The organism is Vreelandella profundi (genome assembly GCF_019722725.1).
Classification (GTDB): Bacteria; Pseudomonadota; Gammaproteobacteria; order Pseudomonadales; family Halomonadaceae; genus Vreelandella; species Vreelandella profundi.
Genome location: NZ_CP077941.1, coordinates 2,418,361 through 2,438,839, shown reverse-complemented (window position 1 = coordinate 2,438,839; position 20,479 = coordinate 2,418,361). Strand labels below are relative to the sequence as shown.

Annotated in this window: 16 protein-coding genes and 4 tRNA genes; 9 read left to right on the top strand and 11 right to left on the bottom strand. The window is 55.0% G+C overall.

What is annotated here, in order from left to right; all coding sequences use genetic code 11:
• Window positions 1-60: 60 nt before the first annotated feature.
• On the bottom strand, window positions 61-1,404 hold the full coding sequence (miaB, locus tag KUO20_RS11230; RefSeq protein ID WP_235039944.1) for a tRNA (N6-isopentenyl adenosine(37)-C2)-methylthiotransferase MiaB: 1,344 nt from the start codon (window positions 1,402-1,404) through the stop codon (window positions 61-63).
• Window positions 1,405-1,606: 202 nt separating this feature from the next.
• Between miaB and KUO20_RS11225 the strand changes: the two genes are divergently transcribed.
• From KUO20_RS11225 to KUO20_RS11215, 3 genes are all read left to right on the top strand, one after another.
• A tRNA-Asn gene (locus KUO20_RS11225) sits at window positions 1,607-1,682 on the top strand.
• A 69-nt stretch (window positions 1,683-1,751) separates the two neighbouring features.
• Window positions 1,752-1,827, top strand: a tRNA-Asn gene (locus tag KUO20_RS11220).
• Window positions 1,828-1,885: 58 nt separating this feature from the next.
• Window positions 1,886-1,961: transfer RNA gene (locus KUO20_RS11215), tRNA-Asn, on the top strand.
• Window positions 1,962-2,205: 244 nt separating this feature from the next.
• Here the strand turns inward: KUO20_RS11215 and KUO20_RS11210 are convergent.
• Complete coding sequence (locus KUO20_RS11210) at window positions 2,206-4,317, bottom strand: carboxy terminal-processing peptidase (RefSeq protein WP_235039943.1); 2,112 nt, start codon at window positions 4,315-4,317, stop codon at window positions 2,206-2,208.
• Window positions 4,318-4,454: 137 nt separating this feature from the next.
• Here KUO20_RS11210 and KUO20_RS11205 point away from each other — a divergent pair, with 137 nt between their 5' ends.
• The gene (locus KUO20_RS11205) at window positions 4,455-5,774 is read left to right on the top strand and encodes a M18 family aminopeptidase (protein ID WP_235039942.1); all 1,320 of its coding nucleotides are present in this window, start codon (window positions 4,455-4,457) and stop codon (window positions 5,772-5,774) included.
• 140 nt (window positions 5,775-5,914) lie between these two features.
• On the opposite strand, the gene KUO20_RS11200 is transcribed toward KUO20_RS11205, so the two are convergent.
• The 9 genes from KUO20_RS11200 to KUO20_RS11160 form a co-directional block, all read right to left on the bottom strand.
• Window positions 5,915-5,991: transfer RNA gene (locus KUO20_RS11200), tRNA-Met, on the bottom strand.
• A gap of 109 nt (window positions 5,992-6,100) precedes the next feature.
• Window positions 6,101-8,269, bottom strand: coding sequence for a cation:proton antiporter (locus KUO20_RS11195; RefSeq protein ID WP_235039941.1), 2,169 nt, complete (start codon window positions 8,267-8,269; stop codon window positions 6,101-6,103).
• A 141-nt stretch (window positions 8,270-8,410) separates the two neighbouring features.
• Window positions 8,411-9,502, bottom strand: a complete 1,092-nt coding sequence (gene ychF / locus KUO20_RS11190) for a redox-regulated ATPase YchF (RefSeq protein WP_096278819.1) — start codon at window positions 9,500-9,502, stop codon at window positions 8,411-8,413.
• A 114-nt stretch (window positions 9,503-9,616) separates the two neighbouring features.
• Complete coding sequence (gene pth / locus KUO20_RS11185) at window positions 9,617-10,204, bottom strand: aminoacyl-tRNA hydrolase (protein ID WP_235039940.1); 588 nt, start codon at window positions 10,202-10,204, stop codon at window positions 9,617-9,619.
• A 184-nt stretch (window positions 10,205-10,388) separates the two neighbouring features.
• Window positions 10,389-11,033, bottom strand: coding sequence for a 50S ribosomal protein L25/general stress protein Ctc (locus tag KUO20_RS11180; protein ID WP_235039939.1), 645 nt, complete (start codon window positions 11,031-11,033; stop codon window positions 10,389-10,391).
• A 96-nt stretch (window positions 11,034-11,129) separates the two neighbouring features.
• Window positions 11,130-12,071 carry a ribose-phosphate pyrophosphokinase gene (locus KUO20_RS11175; RefSeq protein WP_235039938.1) on the bottom strand — a complete coding sequence of 314 codons (942 nt, stop codon included), beginning with the start codon at window positions 12,069-12,071 and terminating at the stop codon, window positions 11,130-11,132.
• A 132-nt stretch (window positions 12,072-12,203) separates the two neighbouring features.
• A complete protein-coding gene (gene ispE, locus KUO20_RS11170; protein ID WP_235039937.1) occupies window positions 12,204-13,076 on the bottom strand; it encodes a 4-(cytidine 5'-diphospho)-2-C-methyl-D-erythritol kinase in 873 nt (290 codons plus the stop codon).
• Between the two features lie 24 nt (window positions 13,077-13,100).
• Window positions 13,101-13,748: a lipoprotein insertase outer membrane protein LolB gene (lolB, locus tag KUO20_RS11165; protein WP_235039936.1), complete on the bottom strand. Its 648-nt coding sequence runs from the start codon at window positions 13,746-13,748 to the stop codon at window positions 13,101-13,103.
• A 128-nt stretch (window positions 13,749-13,876) separates the two neighbouring features.
• On the bottom strand, window positions 13,877-15,670 hold the full coding sequence (locus KUO20_RS11160; RefSeq protein WP_235039935.1) for a tetratricopeptide repeat protein: 1,794 nt from the start codon (window positions 15,668-15,670) through the stop codon (window positions 13,877-13,879).
• 258 nt (window positions 15,671-15,928) lie between these two features.
• Between KUO20_RS11160 and hemA the strand changes: the two genes are divergently transcribed.
• Genes hemA through KUO20_RS11135 form a run of 5 tightly spaced genes read left to right on the top strand, consistent with a single transcriptional unit; the run spans window position 15,929 to window position 20,462 of the window.
• A complete protein-coding gene (gene hemA / locus KUO20_RS11155; RefSeq protein ID WP_235039934.1) occupies window positions 15,929-17,236 on the top strand; it encodes a glutamyl-tRNA reductase in 1,308 nt (435 codons plus the stop codon).
• Window positions 17,233-18,321, top strand: a complete 1,089-nt coding sequence (prfA, locus tag KUO20_RS11150) for a peptide chain release factor 1 (protein ID WP_235039933.1) — start codon at window positions 17,233-17,235, stop codon at window positions 18,319-18,321. The genes hemA and prfA overlap by 4 nt, the downstream gene beginning before the upstream one ends.
• A complete protein-coding gene (gene prmC / locus KUO20_RS11145) occupies window positions 18,321-19,172 on the top strand; it encodes a peptide chain release factor N(5)-glutamine methyltransferase (RefSeq protein WP_235039932.1) in 852 nt (283 codons plus the stop codon). Before prfA ends, prmC begins: the two co-directional genes overlap by 1 nt.
• A gap of 29 nt (window positions 19,173-19,201) precedes the next feature.
• On the top strand, window positions 19,202-19,702 hold the full coding sequence (locus KUO20_RS11140; protein ID WP_235039931.1) for a winged helix-turn-helix transcriptional regulator: 501 nt from the start codon (window positions 19,202-19,204) through the stop codon (window positions 19,700-19,702).
• 4 nt (window positions 19,703-19,706) lie between these two features.
• Window positions 19,707-20,462, top strand: coding sequence for a HesA/MoeB/ThiF family protein (locus KUO20_RS11135; RefSeq protein WP_235039930.1), 756 nt, complete (start codon window positions 19,707-19,709; stop codon window positions 20,460-20,462).
• The last annotated feature ends 17 nt before the right edge of the window (window positions 20,463-20,479 follow it).

Here is a 20,479-nt window from a genome sequence, read left to right as displayed (position 1 = left end):
TTACTGCCCCGACCATGATCGGGGCAATTACCTGTGTTAACGATTGTGCTAAACGAACCCTCAATAGCGCTCGGGTGACGCTAGCTCACCGCGCAGCGAATTGGGGAAGGCTTCAGTGATTTCAACATCAACAAAGTAGCCGATTAGCTCGGTAGGGTTGGCTGCCCGGAAGTTAACCACACGGTTATTCTCGGTGCGCCCAGAAAGCTGGCCGGGGTCACGTGGCGAAAAGCCGTTAACCAGTACACGCTGGGTGGTTCCCATCATGCGGCGACTAATCTGTGCCGTTTGCTGAAGGATTCGTTCTTGCAAGATGGCTAGGCGCTGCTTTTTAACACTCTCCGGCGTTTCATCGGGTAGGCCTGAGGCAGGCGTGCCTGGGCGTGCCGAATAAACAAAGCTAAACGAGTGATCGAAGCCGATTTGATGAATTAGGTTCATCGTCGCTTCGAAATCTTCTTCGGTCTCGCCCGGGAAGCCAATAATGAAGTCAGAGGAGAAACTAATGTCCGGGCGGTTGGCGCGGATACGCTCCATCTTATCAATGTATTCCGCCGCCGTGTGGCCACGCTTCATCGCCGTGAGAATGCGGTCTGAGCCGGACTGAACCGGTAGATGAAGATGGCTCACCAGTTCAGGAATATCGGCGAAAGCATCGATGAGGCTTTCGGTGAATTCAACCGGATGTGAGGTGGTGAAGCGCACGCGGTCAATGCCGTCTACCGCCGCGACGCAGGCAATTAGCTCGGCGAGATCGATCTCATCGCCCAGCTGATTTTCACCGCGGTAGGCGTTAACGTTCTGCCCCAGCAGGTTTATTTCGCGCACGCCTTGATCGGACAGGTGAATAACTTCATCCATGACCCCTTCAAAGGGGCGAGAAACCTCCTCGCCGCGAGTGTAGGGCACTACGCAGAAGGTGCAGTACTTTGAGCAGCCTTCCATAATCGAGACAAACGCCGAGGCGCCATCAGAGCTTGGCTTGGGCAGATGATCGAACTTTTCGATTTCTGGAAAGGTCACGTCGACCGCTGCAATTTGATTATTGCTACGAGCATCCAGCATGGAGGGCACGCGGTGCAGCGTTTGCGGTCCAAATATCATGTCCACATGGGGCGCACGTTTGCGAATCGCTTCACCTTCCTGGCTTGCCACGCAGCCGCCAACGCCAATCACTAAGTCAGGGTTGGCATCTTTGAGCTTTTTCCAGCGACCCAGCTGATGAAAAACCTTTTCCTGCGCTTTCTCGCGAATCGAGCAGGTGTTCAGCAGAATAACATCCGCCTCGCGCTCATTATCCGTGAGTTCAAGCTGATGAGATTCACCGAGCAGATCCGCCATACGGGAGGAATCATACTCGTTCATTTGGCAGCCGTGCGTTTTGATGAAGAGCTTCTTCGCCATCGGTACCTGTCGTCTATGAGTCGTCGGGGGACGAGGATGAATGGAAAGTTATCGTACGGCCAGTGTTTATCGTCACCAGGCCGTTATCTTTATTTAATGGCGGTATTATACGGATACAAGAAAGCAGCGGCTAGCGTTCCTCAATAATCGATACTTGACCATAACATTTCTATGGGTATACTACGCACCGTGTTTGAGCAGTTCCTCGATAGCTCAGTTGGTAGAGCAAATGACTGTTAATCATTGGGTCACAGGTTCGAGTCCTGTTCGAGGAGCCAATATTTTGCTGGCAATGGCTGGTTGAATATTTATTCAAAGCACTGCTTTAAACACACAACTTATGATGTTCCTCGATAGCTCAGTTGGTAGAGCAAATGACTGTTAATCATTGGGTCGCAGGTTCGAGTCCTGCTCGAGGAGCCAAGTTGTAGTGCCCTATTTACCTATCGTCTACGGTTTGCCGTTGAAGATAGCGCAAGATTCCTCGATAGCTCAGTTGGTAGAGCAAATGACTGTTAATCATTGGGTCACAGGTTCGAGTCCTGTTCGAGGAGCCATCTAGTACGCTTGGCGTTGTTTATTTCTGTGTCAGCCAAGGATCCTTCCGCCTTACTGTATTTTATCCCTCATTAATTGTATCCCTATATCTTAGCCCGCTGCCTAATAATGCTGGGTGTTTAGTGCTGCCTGCAAACTGCCCTGTGGCGATTAAGTGCTTTCAAGTAGTGTTTATACGACATTAATTTGGCATAAAAAAACGCCGGCCCTTTGAAGGTGCCGGCGTTCGTTAGCCCTGATGAATTAGCGTTTAGCGGCTAATCGACGGGTGTCTTGCAGCTTGGCGTAATCAAGTAAAATTTCTGCAGACTCAAGCACGTGAGCGCGATCGACGGACGTTTTATCGTCTTCTTCGCCTTCGCCTTCGCTCTCAGCGTCCGGCTCTTCTTCTAGCGCGCCGGCTACGCCTTCGGTGCGAGCATCCATCCACTCTTCTAGCTCGTCAAGGCCCAGTGCACGGCGGCGTTGATTTTCCAGGGAAAGCTGTTCGGCTTCTTGGGCTTCCATTTCACGCTTTCGCTGTTCGCGATTTAAGCTTACGCTTGTGTACTGCTCGCGAAGTTGGCGGGCCAGCGTCGACTGGCGCTCCAGATAGCGGAAATTCGGATTATTCTGCGCCCGGGTATCATGCTGGGCAATGAGCTTGTCCAGCACGGTTTCTGGCTCACCATAGCGTCGATACTGCACGTTTTGCACGGTATCCCACGCTAGCGCGTTATCTAAGCTGCTTTCGCCAATCCGCTCGGGATCAATCAAGCTCGGAAAAAGGATATCCGGTTCAACGCCACGATTCTGCGTGCTATCGCCAGAAATTCGATAGAACTTGGCGCGCGTTAGCTTAATTTGCCCGTGGCTTAGTTCATTAAGCGTTTGCACCGTCCCTTTTCCGAACGTTGATGTGCCCAGGATCAGGCCGCGGCCATAGTCCTGTATGGCGCCTGCAAAGATTTCTGATGCAGAGGCGGACAGCCGATTGACAAGAACGCCTAGCGGACCATCGTAGTGAGTGCCGGCTTCGGTATCGCCATACAGTTGAATACGACCCTGCGCATCGCGTACTTGCACCGTCGGGCCGCGATCGATAAACAGGCCGATCAGCGAATTGGCCTCTTGCAGTGCGCCGCCGCCGTTGTTGCGCAGATCCAGCACAATGCCTTCTATGCCTTCTTCTTTGAGGCGATCGATTTCTCTCGCTACGTCACGCGTGGTGCTGCGGTATTCTTCTTCACCGGCTTGGAATGCGTCAAAGTCAACGTAAAACGTAGGGACATTGATAACCCCAAGGCGGTGCGGCTCGCCGTCGCGCTCAACCTCGATGACTTCGCCGTGAGCGGCTTGATCTTCAAGGCTAACGGTATCGCGAGTGATTTCGACGGTTTGTGAGCGCGTCATATCAACCGCCTGGGCAGGTATCACATCCAGGCGAACGACAGAGTCTTTAGGGCCGCGGATGAGATCAACGACGTTGTCCAGGCGCATGCCGACGACGTTAACCATCTCACCGTCTTCTTGACCAACCGCAATAATGCGATCTGCCGGTTCCAAGACGCCAGCGCGTTCTGCGGGGCCACCGGGCACTAGGCTTGCGACTTTGACGTATTCACCGTCAGATTGAAGCAGCGCACCGATGCCTTCCAGTGAGAGGCTCATCTGAATATCAAACGACTCGCTTTGACGAGGAGAAAGATAGCCGGTATGCGGGTCGACGGTGCTGGTAATCGCGGCCATGAGCACACCGAAAACGTCTTCAGGTTCTGTTTGGTCTATGCGAGTGAGCTGGCCTTCGTAGCGCTGGCGCAGGTTGCTTTCAATCTGCTCGTTATCCTGATCGGTGAGCGCAAGCGTGAGGGCATCGTTTTTGAGGCGTTTGCGCCATAGATCATCAAGCTCGCTTTTACGCGAGGCCCATGGCGAATCTTCACGATCAATTTCTAAGCGCTCATTGCTCTCAAAGTCAAAATCTAGCCCTTCATCGAGCTGTGCAAGCAATGACTCTAAGCGTGAACGCTGCCGCTCACTGAACGTATCGTATAAAGCGAAAGCCTCGTCCAAGTCGCCATTGAAAATAGCGTCTGCCATGTCGGACTCTAAGTGACGGTAGGGCTCAATATCACTCCGCAACAGGTAAGCTCGCTGACTATCTAGAATATCTAAATAGCGCTGGAAGACGTCTTCTGACCACGCTTCATCAAAGTTAATATCAGCATAGTGGCCATAGCGGAGTGAGTCCGCGATTTCCACAGCCGCCTGGCGTTGTTCGTCGGTCGGCTCAAGTTGCGCTAATGCTGCTGGGCTGGTAATAACCAGCATGACAGCCAGGGCGACCGAACGCGAAAGCGTTGCAAACAAGCTCATCAGTCAAGCTCTCCCGGATTTGTGTACACTCATTCTTCCCTAGACTCGCGTATGACCCATGAGTTGCGTAGGCCGAGGGATATTGTAGCAGGTCATTTGCACGATGAGACTCAATCATTACTGTTATGAGGATTTCCATGTCCGAGACTTTCAACGCTGATCGTTTAATGCGTCTATGCGATTTTCTGCGCCAATCGCCGACTCCATGGCATGCCGCAGGCAATATGGCGGCACGCTTGGAGCAAGCTGGGTTTCAGCGGCTGGAAGAGAAGGCACATTGGCAGCTGACGCCGGGAGAGCGCTATTACGTCACCCGCAACGACTCGGCAATTATTGCTTTTCAGCTGCCTGCGTCTGAATTAACCAGCCTGCGCATGATCGGTGCGCATACCGATAGCCCTGGGCTGCACTTAAAGCCCAACGCGACACAGCGATCCGCTGGCTGGCTACAGCTGGGCGTGCAGGTGTACGGCGGCGTGTTATTAGCCCCGTGGTTTGACCGTGATTTGGGATTAGCGGGCAGGGTGCATGTGCGTCATGCCGATGGGCGCTTAGAAAGCGTGCTGCTTAACGTTGATCAGCCGATTGCTATGGTGCCGAGCCTAGCGATTCACCTTGATCGCGATGTGAACAGCGGCCGCGCGCTGAATGCTCAGACGCAAATGACGCCCGTGCTGATGCAGAGTGAGACGGCCACACTCAGCGAGCTGTTGACGCAATGGGTAAGCGAGCAGCATGGCTTGAATGATATTGAGATAGTTGATTTTGAACTAAGTTTTTATGATGTGCAGCCGCCATCTTTGGTCGGCGTCAAGCAGCAGCTGGTGGCAAGTGCGCGCTTAGATAACCTGCTTTCGTGTTTTGTAGGCTTAGAAGCGCTGTTAGCCTGCGATGGCACCCAGGGCGCTGTATTGGTAGCCAATGATCACGAAGAAGTTGGCAGCGCTAGCGCCTGTGGCGCCCAAGGGCCATTTTTAGCAGACGTGCTCAAGCGCATTAATGCTCAAGTGGGCGGACGTGAGGGTGGTAAAGGGAATGAGGAATCGCTGATTCAGTTGATTCAGTCGTCTTACATGATTTCGTGTGATAACGCTCACGCACTGCATCCTAACTTTCGCGATAAGCATGACGAGCGTCACGGCCCTGCGATTAACGGTGGTCCGGTGATCAAGGTGAATGCTAGCCAGCGCTACGCCACCAATAGCGTGACAGGGGCGCTGTTTAGAGATGTGTGCCGCGAGGCGAGCGTGCCGGTACAGTCGTTTGTAACGCGAGCGGATATGGGCTGCGGCAGCACGATTGGGCCGATTACCGCCACAGAGCTAGGCGTTCCCACCATTGACGTTGGCATTCCCCAGTGGGCAATGCATTCCATCCGGGAAACGGCGGGTACTTACGACGTTGAGCACTTGACCCGCGCGCTGACGCTGTTTTTAAATCGAGCGGCCTTGAGCTGAAAAACCGACGCAGATTGGCGTAGGTAGACATAAGCAGGTAGAAATAAGCAGGTAGAAATAAGCAGGTAGAAATAGATAAGAGCAAAGCAAAAAGCCCGCTGATGTGATCAGCGGGCTTTTTTGTACTGCTTAAATTCGTTTGGTGGCTACGCCCTGATTTGAACAGGGGACCCCATCATTATGAGTGATGTGCTCTAACCAGCTGAGCTACGTAGCCTTTCAACGGGGGCGAATGATACCAGAGATATTTCGCTCGTCAACTGCTTCGTGCCAGGAATCATATCGGCAGCCTGCCCAGCGTGGTCGACAGCACTTTCTGACCACGCTTATTTTGGCTCACCGCTAGTCTTTTTTGGCGGCGATTTATCTTTTGAAGCCTCTGGTGTCGTTTTTTCTTGCTCCCAAAATGGCGCCTCAGCGGTGTGTGAAAGATGTGGCCGATCAAGGGCATTGCGCCAAGCGCGATGCAAGCCGCGCTGAACATCGTCGAAAACCTGCTGAGAAATTAGTCGGTCTTGTACCATTTCTTCCATGCTCTCAGTGCTTCGGCGAAGCGCAAAAAGTCGTAGCATGCGCTGTTCAAGACGATACGCATGGGGGCCAAACTGTGCTTCCGTTTGCTGGATCGCCTGGTCAACCGCGATAATTCGCACGTCGAGTATCTCATCAAGCAAGGCGCACATGCGCTCGCCAAAGAGCGGCGTTAGCCGCTGTGCATTGTAATGGCGCAGCTCCTCAAGCGCGGCACGACGGCAAATCAGCAGCTCGAAACGGTTGGTCAGCAGCCTCGCCAGCGGCCAGCGTATGTGCAGGTGGCGGTTAAGCCAGATGCTTGGTTTTAGCCAAAGGCTGGTGGCCAGAATGTTACGTGCTTCTCGGTTGTATCCAATACGGCCGTCTGAGCGGACGGCATCAATAGTTCTGCCACTGTTATGCATCATGGCATCCAGGTTGTGAATGCTGGTGACGCCGCTGCCATAGCGGGGAATAAGGTCGCGTTCTCGAATTGCCAGCGTGACCAGGGCGATGGTCATGCGGTCACGCTCTGGAAGGGCTTGATCAAGATCGAGCGGTGCCGTTTCAATGGCCATATCGCGGTGGTAGCGTGCAATGACCTCCTCAGTGATTGACGGGGCAATATGAAGATTGTGCGCGGTGCGCTTGACAGCATTTTCGACATCCGTGGTCGATAGGCGGATCGCTTGCTGCTGAAGAGCGCTGTCGTGGTGACTTAGCTTATTGAGCTTGAGGCAGCGAATAACACCGCGCAGACTGGCGCCGTTAACTAACAGGCTGAATAGCACGAAGCCGGTAGCCAAAATAGCCACGAAGTGGCGGATCTGTTCGGGGAGCGCCGTTTGCTCCGCTATTCCCAGAGCCAGCACGAGCGTCACCGCGCCGCGCAATCCACCCCAGGTAATGGCTAGCTTGTAGCTGGCGCTGATAGGGGCAGAAAGTTTGAGCCGGCTGAGCAGTGGCAAAAAGCCGAATAAAGCCACTAGGCGGGCCAGCAGTGTCGCAACGATAACGACGGCGAGCATTGGCAGCCATTCAAGCGTGATGCCCTCTAGCATTTTCGGCACCTGCAGTGCGGCGAGCAGGAACACGGTGGCACCAGCGAGCGAGGCAATTTGCGCCCAAAGTAGCTGTAAATACGCCCAGTTGGCGGGCGAGGTGCGCGTTCGCCCTAGGCCACTGAGCACTAGCCCCGTGGCCACCACCGCCACCACGCCCGACACCCCAATGCTTTCGCCAATAAGGTAAACAGGGTAGGGCAACGAAAGCGTTAGCGCCGTTTGTGCTTTGCCATCATTGCCAAAAAATGCCAGCACGGCAGCGCCAATTCTGCCGGCCGCGGCGCCAAACAGTAGCCCCCCACCGAAGTCGGCCGCAAGAGCCCAAGCGCCTGCTTGCCACGTGGCAGCGGCAGCATTGCCGGTGAGCGATGCCACCAGCACGCCGACGATGGCAATGGCGGCAGCGTCATTGAGCAGACTTTCTCCTTCAACCAAGCGTATCAGTCGTGCTGGGGCACCCACGCTGCGAAAAATCGCAATCACTGCCGATGGGTCGGTCGTCGCAATGACCGCCCCTAGCAGCAGGCCTGCCGAGAGCGCCACGCCGCCCAGTAGCCACACCGAGACGCCGACCATGCCGGTGGCAATAAAAACGGCGACCACTGCCAGCAGCAGAATAGGCGCTGCATTCGGCATCATTTCGCGGACATCGACACTCAGTGCCGCTTGAAAAAGTAAGGGAGGCAGAAAGATCCACAGATAGATTTCGGCAGGTAGCGATGCGGTCAATAGCGGGTCGAACTGGTGTATTTCTGGCCACAGCGTTGATAGCGTGGCGTAAGAAAAGCCGAGGGCAATGCCCACTAGCGCCAGTAACGTCGCTTCAGGGAAGGCTGTGCGCGCAGAAAACCACTGCACAAACGCAATAATAGAGAGTAGTAGGCTGCCCAGGATCAGTAAGTTGAACAGTATTTCCATGGATAATACGTTCCAGCCAGATAAACTCTGGGGCAGGTATCGATGGCTTGAGGTGATGCTTTCTTAAGCCCATCATTTATCAGGCGTGCCGCACTGCCCTGAGCGCATTGATGCGCTTAGGGCAGTGCGGCATCGTGACAATTAGACGTTGAAGCGGAAGTGAACGACGTCGCCATCTTTAACAATGTACTCTTTGCCTTCCAGACGCCATTTGCCGGCATCTTTGGCACCTTGCTCGCCGTTCAGCGAAACAAAGTCGTCGTACGCGACAACTTCGGCGCGGATAAAGCCTTTTTGGAAGTCGGTGTGAATCACGCCGGCGGCCTCAGGGGCGGTGGCGCCTTCTTTCACCGTCCATGCGCGCACTTCTTTTACGCCGGCGGTGAAGTAGGTTTGAAGGCCTAATAATGAGTAGCCTGCACGAATGACGCGATCCAGCCCCGGTTCTTCCATGCCCATTTCGCTTAAGAACATAGAGCGTTCTTCATCATCCAGCTCAGCGATTTCGGCTTCTAGCTGATTGCACACGGGTACCACGAGCGCGCCTTCCTCAGCGGCGATTTCATTAACAATATCCAAATAGGGATTGTTCTCGAAGCCGTCTTCGTTGACGTTAGCAATGTACATGGTGGGTTTCAGCGTTAAGAAGCCAAAGCTCTTCACCTGGCGCTGTTCTTCTTCGCTCAAGCCAAAGCTGCGTAGCGGAAACCCTTCCGCTACGTGCGGCTGAATGCGGTCAAGAATTGCTTTGGTAGCAATTGCATCTTTGTCCCCGCCTTTCACCGAGCGAACGAGGCGCTGGCTGGCTTTTTCAACGGTGTCGAGATCGGCTAGGGCGAGCTCAAGGTTAATCGTTTCGATATCGGCGCGTGGGTCGACGTGGTTGGCTACGTGAATGACGTTGTCATTATCGAAGCAGCGCACGACATGGGCGATTGCTTGGGTTTCACGAATATTGGCCAGGAATTTATTGCCTAAACCTTCGCCCTTAGAGGCGCCTGCGACCAGGCCAGCAATGTCGACAAACTCCATCGTGGTCGGCAGTACTTTCTGCGGCTTGACGATCTCAGCGAGCTTGTCGAGACGCGGGTCAGGCATCGGAACGATACCCACGTTCGGCTCAATGGTGCAGAAGGGAAAGTTCTCTGCATCGATGCCTGACTTTGTCAGTGCATTAAACAGTGTGGACTTGCCGACGTTGGGCAGACCGACGATGCCGCAGTTGAAACCCATAAAATGTTCCTGAAAAGTGTTTGTGTAAATAAGGCGGTGAGGCGTGAAATTAATCGCTATTCTACGAGATGCGCTAGCGGTCAGCCACCGACTTAACGATTGCCTTTCGAAAGCTTACTCTGACTTAAGGCTATGTAACTTATTCATGGCTTTTGCCCAGTCGCCTGCTAGTGCTAATGGCAGGGTGGCAATACACTCATCCGTGGCGCGGACGATAGCTTCTTGTTCGGCCTTGCCGGGGCGCCCCAGAACATAATTGGTCACCTGGCGTGCTTCACCAGGATGGCCGATGCCAATCCGTACGCGATGAAACTGCTTCTGATCGCCTAGTGCGCTGATAATGTCGCGCAGCCCGTTATGGCCGCCGTGCCCACCACCCGTTTTATAGCGCGCCTGACCGGGAGGCAGGTCGAGATCGTCGTGGGCGACCAGTAAATTTTCGGGAGTGAGTTTAAAAAACTGGCACAGTGCAGCCACGGCGGCGCCACTGCGATTCATAAAGGTCGCGGGATTAAGTAAATGGAGTTCATGCTCGTCCATCCGCACTTTTGCATAGTGGCCGAAAAACTTCTTTTCCGGGCGCAGTTCACCGTGGGCGCTTTGCGCAATCGCATCGACTAACCAGAAGCCGGCGTTATGTCGCGTGGCGTCATATTCAGCACCTGGGTTGCCGAGTCCAATAATGGCCTTTACCTGGCTCATCTTCCCACCTCCAAAAAATTTCCAGAAGAAATTTTCGACGTCGCGTAAGCGGCGGCCCGAAGGGCGGCTACCAGTGGTGGCTTGCCGCAAAAAAAATCAAGCGCCGAGGCGCTTGATCTTAACATCATGTCAGCATCATTAGGGCCATGCAGGCATGGCCCTAATAGAGTGCTTAACGGGGTACTTACTCGGCGCTAGAACCTGCTTCGCCTTCGCTTTCACCGGCTTCGTCTTCTTCTTCAGCACGCTCTTTCACTTTAGAGATGCTTAGCACGGCATTGTCGTGCTCTTCACCGTGAGACAGGTCAACAGAGGTGACGCCGGCCGGCAGGGTAAGATCTGACAAGTGTAGCGTCGTACCCAGCTCAACAGCCGCGATGTCGACTTCGATGAAGTCAGGCAGATCTTTCGGCAAGCAGCTGATCGCAATGTCGTTGGACAGTACGTGGAGTTCGCCGCCTTGATCTTTGATACCGACACACTTCTCTTCGCCCGTGACGTGCAGCGGCACGTTCATGGTGATTTCGTGAGTAGCATCAACGCGCAGGAAGTCAGCGTGGGTCAACAACGGCTTGAAAGGGTGGCGCTGTAGATCACGAACAACAACCTGCTCTTCTTTGCCGTCGATCATCAGTTTGATGACTGAAGAGAAGAACGTCTCGTCTTCGATCGCTTTGTAGAAAGCTGTTTTTTCTACAGAGATAGACTGCGCGCCTTTCTCGCCACCGTATACAACGGCCGGCACTTGCTGGTTCGCACGACGCAGGCGGCGGCTCGCACCTTTCCCCAGGTCGTTACGAACGCTGGCTTTTAGGATGAAATCAGACATGGAATTGCCTCTTAGTTTAAGTAAGGAAGGCGCTGTCGACCGCGACCAGATGACAGCGTTTCCGTGGCCCCAAAAGGGGGCTATATCGTCAGGCGATTAGTGGAACATCGCGCTGACGGATTCTTCGTTGCTGACGCGACGAATCGCTTCTGCGATCAGGCCGGCAACGCTCAACTGGCGAATTTTTCCGCTACGACGTGCAACGTCAGAAAGCGGGATGGTGTCGGTCACCACCACTTCATCCAGTACGGAGTTGGTAATGTTGTCGACCGCCGGGCCAGACAAAATCGGATGCGTCGCATAAGCCACAACGCGCTTGGCGCCGTGCGCTTTAAGCGCTTCACCGGCTTTGCATAGCGTGCCCGCGGTGTCGATCATATCGTCGACGACCACGCAGGTGCGGCCTTCAATCTCACCGATGATATGCATCACCTGAGCTTGGTTAGCCTGAGGGCGACGCTTGTCAATAATGGCAAGATCGGCATTTAGCTGTTTGGCGATGGCGCGAGCGCGAACAACGCCACCTACGTCAGGAGAGACTACGACTAAGTCGCTGTAATTCTGACGCTCTATGTCATCCAGCAGAATGGGTGAGCCATATACGTTGTCGACCGGTACGTCGAAGAAGCCTTGGATCTGGTCTGCGTGCAGGTCCATGGTCATCACGCGGTCAACGCCTGCTTTAACCATCATGTCGGCAACGACTTTGGCAGAAATAGGCACGCGAGCGGAGCGTACGCGACGATCCTGACGTGCATAGCCAAAGTAGGGGAGTACCGCAGTGATGCGGGCTGCTGAGGCACGACGAAGAGCGTCGACCATCAGAATCAGCTCCATTAAATTATCGTTTGTCGGTGCACAGGTGGACTGCAGAATGAAGACGTCCTTGCCACGTACGTTCTCATTGATCTCGACTGCGATTTCGCCGTCGCTAAATTGACCCACCGTGGCGTTACCCATCCGGCTGTCCAAGCTCTCGGCAATCTTTTGAGCGAGCTCGGGATTGGCGTTCCCAGTGAAAACCATCAATTTTGACACGCGCAGCCACCTTTGCAGTATTGGGGATCGGGGGAGAAAACGCTGACCAACCCTAGGTTGGCTGGAGTACCAGGATTCAAACCTGGGAATGCTGATACCCCAACAATAAACGATTGCGATGACCGGGCGCTTTCAGCGACCCAGGGCTTTCGTGAAATAGCCCAGGTCATCATGTAGGGGGGAGGTGTTGAGTCCGTGCGCTACCCATGTAGGCCAGCGTTCAGCTGACAAATGAGCGATTGCCTGTGCGGCCTGTTGCGTCTTAAACGCAGCAAACAAACAGGCACCCGTGCCGGTTAGGCGACTAGGCGCATACTGTTCGAGCCAGTCGAGCGCTTCCGCAATCGGCGGATAGCGTTTCTTTACGACGGCTTCACAGTCGTTACGCCACTCCGGCGCTCCCCCCTGCAGTGCGCGCGCCATAGTAATGGGGCGGCTGTCACGTGTCAATTGCGGGTCTTGGAAGACGCTAGGGGTAGAGACGCTAATGCCAGGATGAATAATCACGAACCACGGAGTATCAAGCGTGACCGGCGTAAGCTGTTCACCAACGCCTTCTGCCCAGGCGGTGTGCCCATGCACAAAAACCGGCACGTCGGCTCCCAGTTGTAGCCCGAGCGCTGCTAGCGTGTTAAGAGAAAAGCCTAATTGCCAAATATGATTGAGCCCCACCAAAACAGTCGCTGCGTTGGAGCTGCCGCCGCCCAGCCCACCGCCCATCGGCAGGCGCTTTTCAACGTCAAGAGTAATGCCCTGATGCGAGCCGCTATATTGCTGCAGTAGTCGCGCGGCGCGCACGATCAAATTGTCATCGTGATCAACGCCGCTAACTGCACTGGTGAGGTGGATTTCACCATCACGCCGAGGCGTAAAGGTAATATGGTCGCAGAGGTCAATAATTTGGAATAGCGTTTGCAGGCTGTGATAGCCGTCTTCACGACGGCCCACAATATGCAGCATGCGATTAAGCTTTGCCGGTGCTGGCAGCGTTAGTGGTGCGATCATTTCGGCTCTTTTAAGTGCGCTTAATTACTCGCCGGTGGCTTGCCACTGATTTACCACCAGGGTGATGCGAACGTCGTCATAGTGCATGACTAGGCGACGAGGCAGCCATAGTGAATCGACTTTCTCCCAGTCGCGATAATCGATTTCCCAGCCGTCTTGCGCCAAGTGGCTGGGAAAGCCGAATTCGTCGGTTTCTATTTGATAGCTGCCATTTTCGCCGGGTAGGCCGCGCACCCAGTCGGGCATGGCGCTGACCGGTAGTGCCCAGCCAAGCTGTTCTTCCATGAGCGCTTCGGGGGTTTCAGCTTCAAAGCGTCCGTCGCTGTTGGAAAGTGAAAAACGTCCTTCACGGCCTTCAAGCACGTTGCGCCCTCCGCCAAAAGGGCCGCTGATCAGCATGCGAAAGTAGTGGGGGTGCTGGTTCCAGTCGAGGTTGGCGCTTATGTTCTCTTCCGACGTGCGCAGACCCGTCTTGCCTACTAGTGTCCAAGTGTCAAACGCTTCTACGTCGGCCTGTTGGCGCTCCCACTGGCCGGATTGGCGGCCACTTTCATCGATTGGGCCTTGGGAGGCACACCCAGCGAGTAACAGCAGCGCCATGCCCGCCAGCCAGAGGCGTGAGGAAGGAATAGAGAGAGGGAAGCGGGATGAAAGGGACGTCATTGTCGGCATAAACAGGCTCCATGTTAAATAAGGGTAAGCGCAAGATGAAAATTTTAGCGTAAGGGGTAGAGTACCATTATTGATCACTACCCTTCTCAGTGAGCACGTTGATTTTAACGTGCCATTGATGATTTTTGTTAAGGCGTTAGCGCCGGGTGACGCTCCAGCAGCTGGTCAATTAGCGGATGCCGGTCGGTTCGTTGCATGATGTGTTGGAGAACTCGGCGCGCTTCTTCATCACGCCCTAGCGCCTGGAGTACTTCGGCTAAATGTGCCGCAACTTCTTGATCCGGCAATTGCGCGTAGGCACTTTCTAGCCAGGATAACGCTTCTTCCAGATTGCCAAGGCGGTAGTAGGCCCAACCCATGCTGTCGAGTACGGCAGGATTGCTGGGGTCCGCTTCATAGGCACGCTCAATAAGTGCAAAGGCTTCTTCTAAGCGATCGGGAAGATTCAAATCAACCAGGGTGTAACCCAGCGCATTAAGCGCTTCGGCGTTTTTTGGTTCGGTGACCAGTACCTGGCGTAAGTCGTTTTCCATGCCGGTGATATCGCCCGCCTCCCAGCGTCGCATCGCTCGCATATAAAGCAGCGCTTCGTCGTCAGGCGTTCGCGTTATTTCTCGATCTAACAGCGCAGCGGCATCCTCTCGCTGATTCGCTTCATCCAATAGCTGCACTTCGAGCATCACTAGCTCAGTGAAATAACGCTCGGAGCGCATGCGCTCAATGCGTAAAAAGGCGCGGGCATCCAGCAGGCGGTCTTCTTCAAGCAGCATTTGTGCCGCTGTCGCACGCGCGGGCATGAATTCATCGCCCTCGCTGACCTGGCGATAATAAAGCAGGGCGTTGTCGATATCGCCCTGCGCTTGGGTGATGGCGCCCAGCAGGTAATAGGCTACGTTAGGTACGTCGGGTTGGCCGATCAGTGGCTGGAGTAAACGTTGGGCGGGGGCGGGGTGGCCCTCTTCAAGATACAGCTGGGCCAGCGCTAAACGCAGCTCTTGATTGCCGCCATGGCTTTCTAGCAGCGCGTCCGTTTGAACTTCGGCAGCGCTAATATTGCTAAGCCGAATTTCCGCCTGCGCTAATAGCAAAATAAAGCGGACGTCGTCAGGTGCCAAGCTAAGACCCTGCTCGGCAGCCTGCTGAGCCGCTTTGAGATTGCCTGTCTCAAAGGCTAGCTGCGCTTTCGCCAGCCATAGCGCGGCTAACTCAGGTTCGAGCGCCTCAACTTGATCAAGCCGCTGCTGAGCGCTGGCGGTGTCGCCAAGCGCCGCCTCAATCAATGCGGTGGCCAGCACTACATCGCTATGATGCTCTAGCTGCGCGGCATTGGGTTGGGCTAAGTGGTCGCGCAGCTGCTGGGCGATTAACGTTAATGGCGCATTTTCAGCGACGGCAATCTCTGCAAATGCGGTTAAATCGCCGTGGCCGCCTGCTTCCACAATTGAAAGACGCTGGGTTAGGCTATCGAGCCAATCACCGCGCTGCAGTGAAAAAGCCGCCAGTAGGCGATTAGGCGTTTCTGCTTGAGGCGCCAGCTCGCGCCAGCGCAGAGCCGAGGCTTCTATTAAGGCGGCTTCATTGCCAAAGCGGGCGGCGAACGTTGCCCGCTCAGCGAGCGCCGGCTCTTGGTAGCGCTGCGCGGCATCAAGATAGCCTTGGCTGGCATAGCGATAGTCGCCGCGCTGACCAGCAAGCTCAGCCCCTAACAGTGCGCTGAGCCCTGCCGCATCAAGCCCGCGCGTAATGGGCGGAGCGTTGCGCATTGGGTCGTCTGTCCACGGGCCTAGCGGCCCATCCTGCGAGCTGGGTGCAGACTGGCAGGCGCTTAGCATCAGCGCAGCAGCGGTCATGGATAATAGGGTCGAACCCCTTAAAATAGAGCCCATCGATGTGGTGCCCAGTAATGTAGAGCGAAGTCGCATGCGTCTCTCAATTAAGTGGCCGAATGCTCAGCATAGCGGCTTGCCTGCCTGCGGCAAAGTGGTGTGAGCCAGATGATAGCCTGCTGTGATAGAATGTTCCTCCTTGAAAAAGTGATTGGCAATCTTTATGCCTACTGAATATGCCTCACTTAGACCATACCTAAGACTTGTTTTAGCAAGCCACAATTGACGTTACAGCTGCCTGCTTAGGCCGGCGGCTGACGAAAAGTCCGACACACTAGCGAAGACGCATAACGCATGACGCTTCTTGCCCTGGGAATAAATCATCGTACCGCCACCGTGGCCGTGCGTGAGCAGGTCGCTTTTACACCAACGCAGCTCGATGCCGCGTTGGCTGAATTGCGTGCCCTGCCACAAATTAGTGAAGCGGTCGTGCTGTCAACCTGCAATCGCACGGAGCTTTACTGTGTCACGGATGCGGCTGGCGAACAGGCAGTATTGAATTGGCTTGGGCGCTTTCATAATCTTCGCGTCGATGAGCTAACTCGCTGTGCCTACCATTATTTAGACAACGATGCGGCGCGCCATTTAATGCGCGTGGCCGTTGGCCTGGATTCTATGGTGCTGGGCGAGCCACAGATCCTGGGCCAACTGAAAGATGCCTATCAGCAGTCGCGTGAGTCTAAAGGCTTGGGCGGCGAGCTTGAGCGACTGTTTCAGCATACCTTTGCCGTCGCTAAGCAGGTGCGCACCGAGACCGGTATTGGTAAAAACCCCGTGTCGGTGGCCTATGCCGCTGTCAGCATGGCCAGCCGTATTTTTGATGATTTCAGCCGTTCACGGGCGCTATTGATTGGCGCAGGTGAAACCATCGAGCTGGTGGCTCGGCATTTACATGAGGCGGGCGTTCGTCAACTGACCGTGGCGAATCGTACTCGTGAGCGCGCCGAGCGAGTGGCAGGGCCCTTGGGCGCGTCGGCGATTACGCTGCAAGAAATTCCTGAAGCGCTTGAACATGCCGATATTGTGATCTCCTCTACCGCCTCGCCATTGCCTATTCTTGGTAAAGGCATGGTTGAGCGAGCGCTTAAAAAGCGCCGCCATCGGCCTGTTTTTATGGTGGATATTGCCGTCCCCCGGGATATTGAACCCGAAGTCGGCGATCTGGCGGATGTATTTCTCTACACCGTGGATGACTTGGAAGAAGTGATCCAAGAGAATCGTCGTCACCGCCAGGTTGCCGCGGCCCAAGCCGAATCATTAATTGAGCACGGCGTCGGGAGTTGGCAGCACGAGCGGCGCATTCGTAACGGCGGCGAGCTGATCCGTGACTATCGCCAACAGGGCGAAGCGCTGCGCGATGTTGCCCGCGACCAGGCGTTAGCGCGGCTGGCAAGTGGTGAAGATCCCGCTAAAGTCATTGAGCGCTTAGCGCACCAATTGACCAACCGTCTGCTTCATCAGCCGACACAGGCAATACGCGATGCTGCGTCTGAAGAGCACCACGAGCTGCTGAATGCGGCGACGCGGCTACTTTTGCCCGCCAAGCCCGCTTTTGAAACCACGCCTGTGCCTAACCGTCAGAAGGATGATACGCCCGCATGAAAGAGACTTTGCGCCAACGCTTAGACAGCTTTTCGGAACGCTTTGAAGAGCTGGCGATGCTGCTGTCTGATCCAGAAGTGATCAATAACCAGCAGCGTTTTCGCGACTACTCGCGTGAGTATTCCGAGCTAGAAGAGCTGGTCGCTGCCTGGCAGCAGTATCGTGACGTTGAAGCCAATATGCAGGATGCCGAGCAGCTTAGCGGCGACAGTGACGCTGATATGCGCGAACTGGCGGAGATGGAGCTAAGCGAAGGACGCGATCGGCTAGCTGAGCTGGACATTGAGTTAAAGCGTTTGCTCGTGCCTAAAGACCCTGATGATGGGCGCGGGGTGTTTTTGGAAGTGCGAGCGGGAACCGGCGGCGATGAAGCGGCTATTTTCGCTGGCGACCTATTTCGCATGTACTCCCGCTATGCCGAAAAGCGCGGCTGGCGAGTAGAAGTTGTCAGCGCTAGTCACGGCGAGCAGGGCGGTTACAAAGAGATTATCTCCCGCGTTAAAGGCGATGGCGTATACGCACAGCTGAAGTTTGAATCCGGTGCCCACCGGGTGCAGCGCGTACCCGCCACCGAATCGCAGGGGCGTATTCATACCTCTGCCTGCACGGTTGCGGTGATGCCTGAAGTCGATGAGATCGGTGATATCACGATTAATCCCGCCGATTTGAGGGTGGATACCTACCGCTCCAGTGGCGCTGGCGGTCAGCACGTTAACACCACCGACTCTGCAATTCGCATTACCCATTTACCTACCGGCGTTGTGGTGGAGTGTCAGGAAGAGCGTAGCCAACATAAAAACCGCGCCAAAGCGATGTCGCTGCTGGCGGCTAAATTGAAGCGCAATGCCGTCGATGCTCAGCATCAAACGCAGTCGGATGCGCGTCGTTCGCTGGTAGGCTCTGGGGATCGCAGTGAGCGGATTCGCACCTATAATTTTCCGCAAGGGCGTATTACGGATCACCGGATTAATCTGACGCTTTATAAGCTCAACGAAGTGGTGAGCGGCGAGCAGCTTGACGATGTCATCAGCCCGCTGATTCATGAGTATCAGGCGGAACAGCTTTCTGCTCTTCAGGACGCCTAATGCTGTTTGATGCGCTGCTTAAACAGGCAGCACAGCGCTTACAGGCGGCGGGCTCACTTTCACCGCGCGTCGATGCAGAAGTGCTGTTAAGCCACGTTATTAAACGTGATAGAACCTGGCTTTATACCTGGGGAGACCAGCGCTGCCCGGCGTGGGAGCATGCGCGTTTTGATGCCCTCGTGGCGGCACGTGCTCAAGGGACGCCCGTCGCTTACTTAATTGGCGAGCGTGAGTTCTGGGGGCTGCGCTTAGCCACCTCGCCCGATACGTTAATTCCCCGGCCCGATACCGAAACCTTAGTAGCGCTGGCGCTCAGCCGGTCGACAGCATCGGCAGGCCGCCTGCTTGATCTTGGTACGGGCACTGGCGCTATCGCGCTAGCGTTTGCCAGTGAACGGCCCGATTGGGAAGTGCTCGGCATGGATGTGCGCGCCGAAGCGGTAGCATTGGCAGCCCGTAATGCACAGGCGCTTGCGATTACCAATACCGTGTTTTGCCAAAGCGACTGGTTTAGTGCTTTAAGCACCGATGAGAAGAGCGTGGCGTCGTTCGATATGATTGTGAGCAACCCTCCTTATATCGCTGCCGATGATTCACATTTAGCGCAGGGCGATGTGCGCTTTGAGCCTCGCTCTGCGCTGGTGGCGGGGGCTGAGGGCATGGCCGATCTACTGCATCTGGTGAATACTGCTCAGCGTTATTTAGCGCCATCTGGCTGGCTACTGCTTGAGCACGGCTACACCCAGGCGGCTAAGGTGCGCGCGGCGCTCAGCAGCGCGGGCTATCAAAACGTTGAAAGTGTTTGTGACCTAGGCGGGCATGAACGCGTTACTCTTGGGCGCTTAAAATAACGGCCCGATTATTAGCAATGGATTCTGGCATGAAACCTAAAAATAGAACGCTGGACCGTATCGACCTTAAAATTTTGCGCTGCCTGCAAGAGAATGCGCGTATCTCCTACGTTGATTTAGCCTCGGAAGTGGGGTTATCCACAACGCCTTGTCTTGAGCGCGTTAAGCGGCTTGAGAAGGCCGGCATTATTCGTGGCTACCAAGCGATTCTTGATCCCCGGGCTTTAAAAGCCAACTTATTAGTCTTTGTTGAGATCAGCTTAGAAACACAGTCGCCTGCTGTTTTTGATGAGTTTCGTCGCGCTGTCGAAAAACTCCCCCAAATCCAAGAGTGTCATCTTGTTTCAGGCCAGTTCGACTACATCTTAAAATGCCGTATCCCCGAAATGTCCGCCTACCGCCAGCTATTGGGAGATGTCGTGTTAACGCTGCCGGGCGTGAAAGAATCCAAAAGCTACGTGGTGATGGAAGAGGTAAAAGAAAGCTTTAATTTACACATTCCCGCCTATGAGGAATTTGAGGATAAGTAAGCCCATGATGGATGACCAGGCGCTGCTGCGCTATAGCCGCCAGATTATGTTGCCCGAGGTGGATATTGAGGGCCAAGAGCGTCTGCAGTCGGCCCATGCCCTGATTGTTGGCGCCGGCGGCCTTGGCTCACCGGTTGCGCTTTATTTAGCCGCAGCGGGCGTGGGGAGCATCACCATTGCCGACGCTGACCATGTTGAACTTTCCAATCTTCAGCGCCAAATCGCTCACCAGCAGGCGAGTATCGGTGACAATAAAGCGCGCTCGGCTCAGGCCAGCATGCAGTCGCTTAATCCACACTGTCACGTCATCGCGTTAGACCAGCATGTAGAAGGTGACGCGCTGGAACACCTGATCGCTTCGGTGGACGTCGTGCTGGACTGCACCGATCGTTTCTCAAGCCGCTATGCCATCAATGCGGCGTCACAAAAGGCCGGTGTGCCGTTAGTTTCTGGCGCCGCCATACGATTTTCTGGCCAGCTGGCGGTGTTTGATCCGCGCCGAGCCGATTGCCCCTGCTACGCCTGCCTTTACCCGCCCGATGATAGCGGCGACGAAGCGCTCAGCTGTTCTGAAAGCGGCGTTATGGCGCCTTTGGTTGGTTTAATTGGCTGCTTCCAAGCGATTGAAGCTTTCAAGCTACTCAGCGGCGCCGGCATACCCCATCAAGGGCTTTCTACGTTTGATGGCTTGAACGGCCAATGGCGCCACTTTCAGGTTCCAAGAGACCCTGCCTGCCCGGTATGTGCATCGCTTCGGTAAGGGGCAGCCGTTGGGCT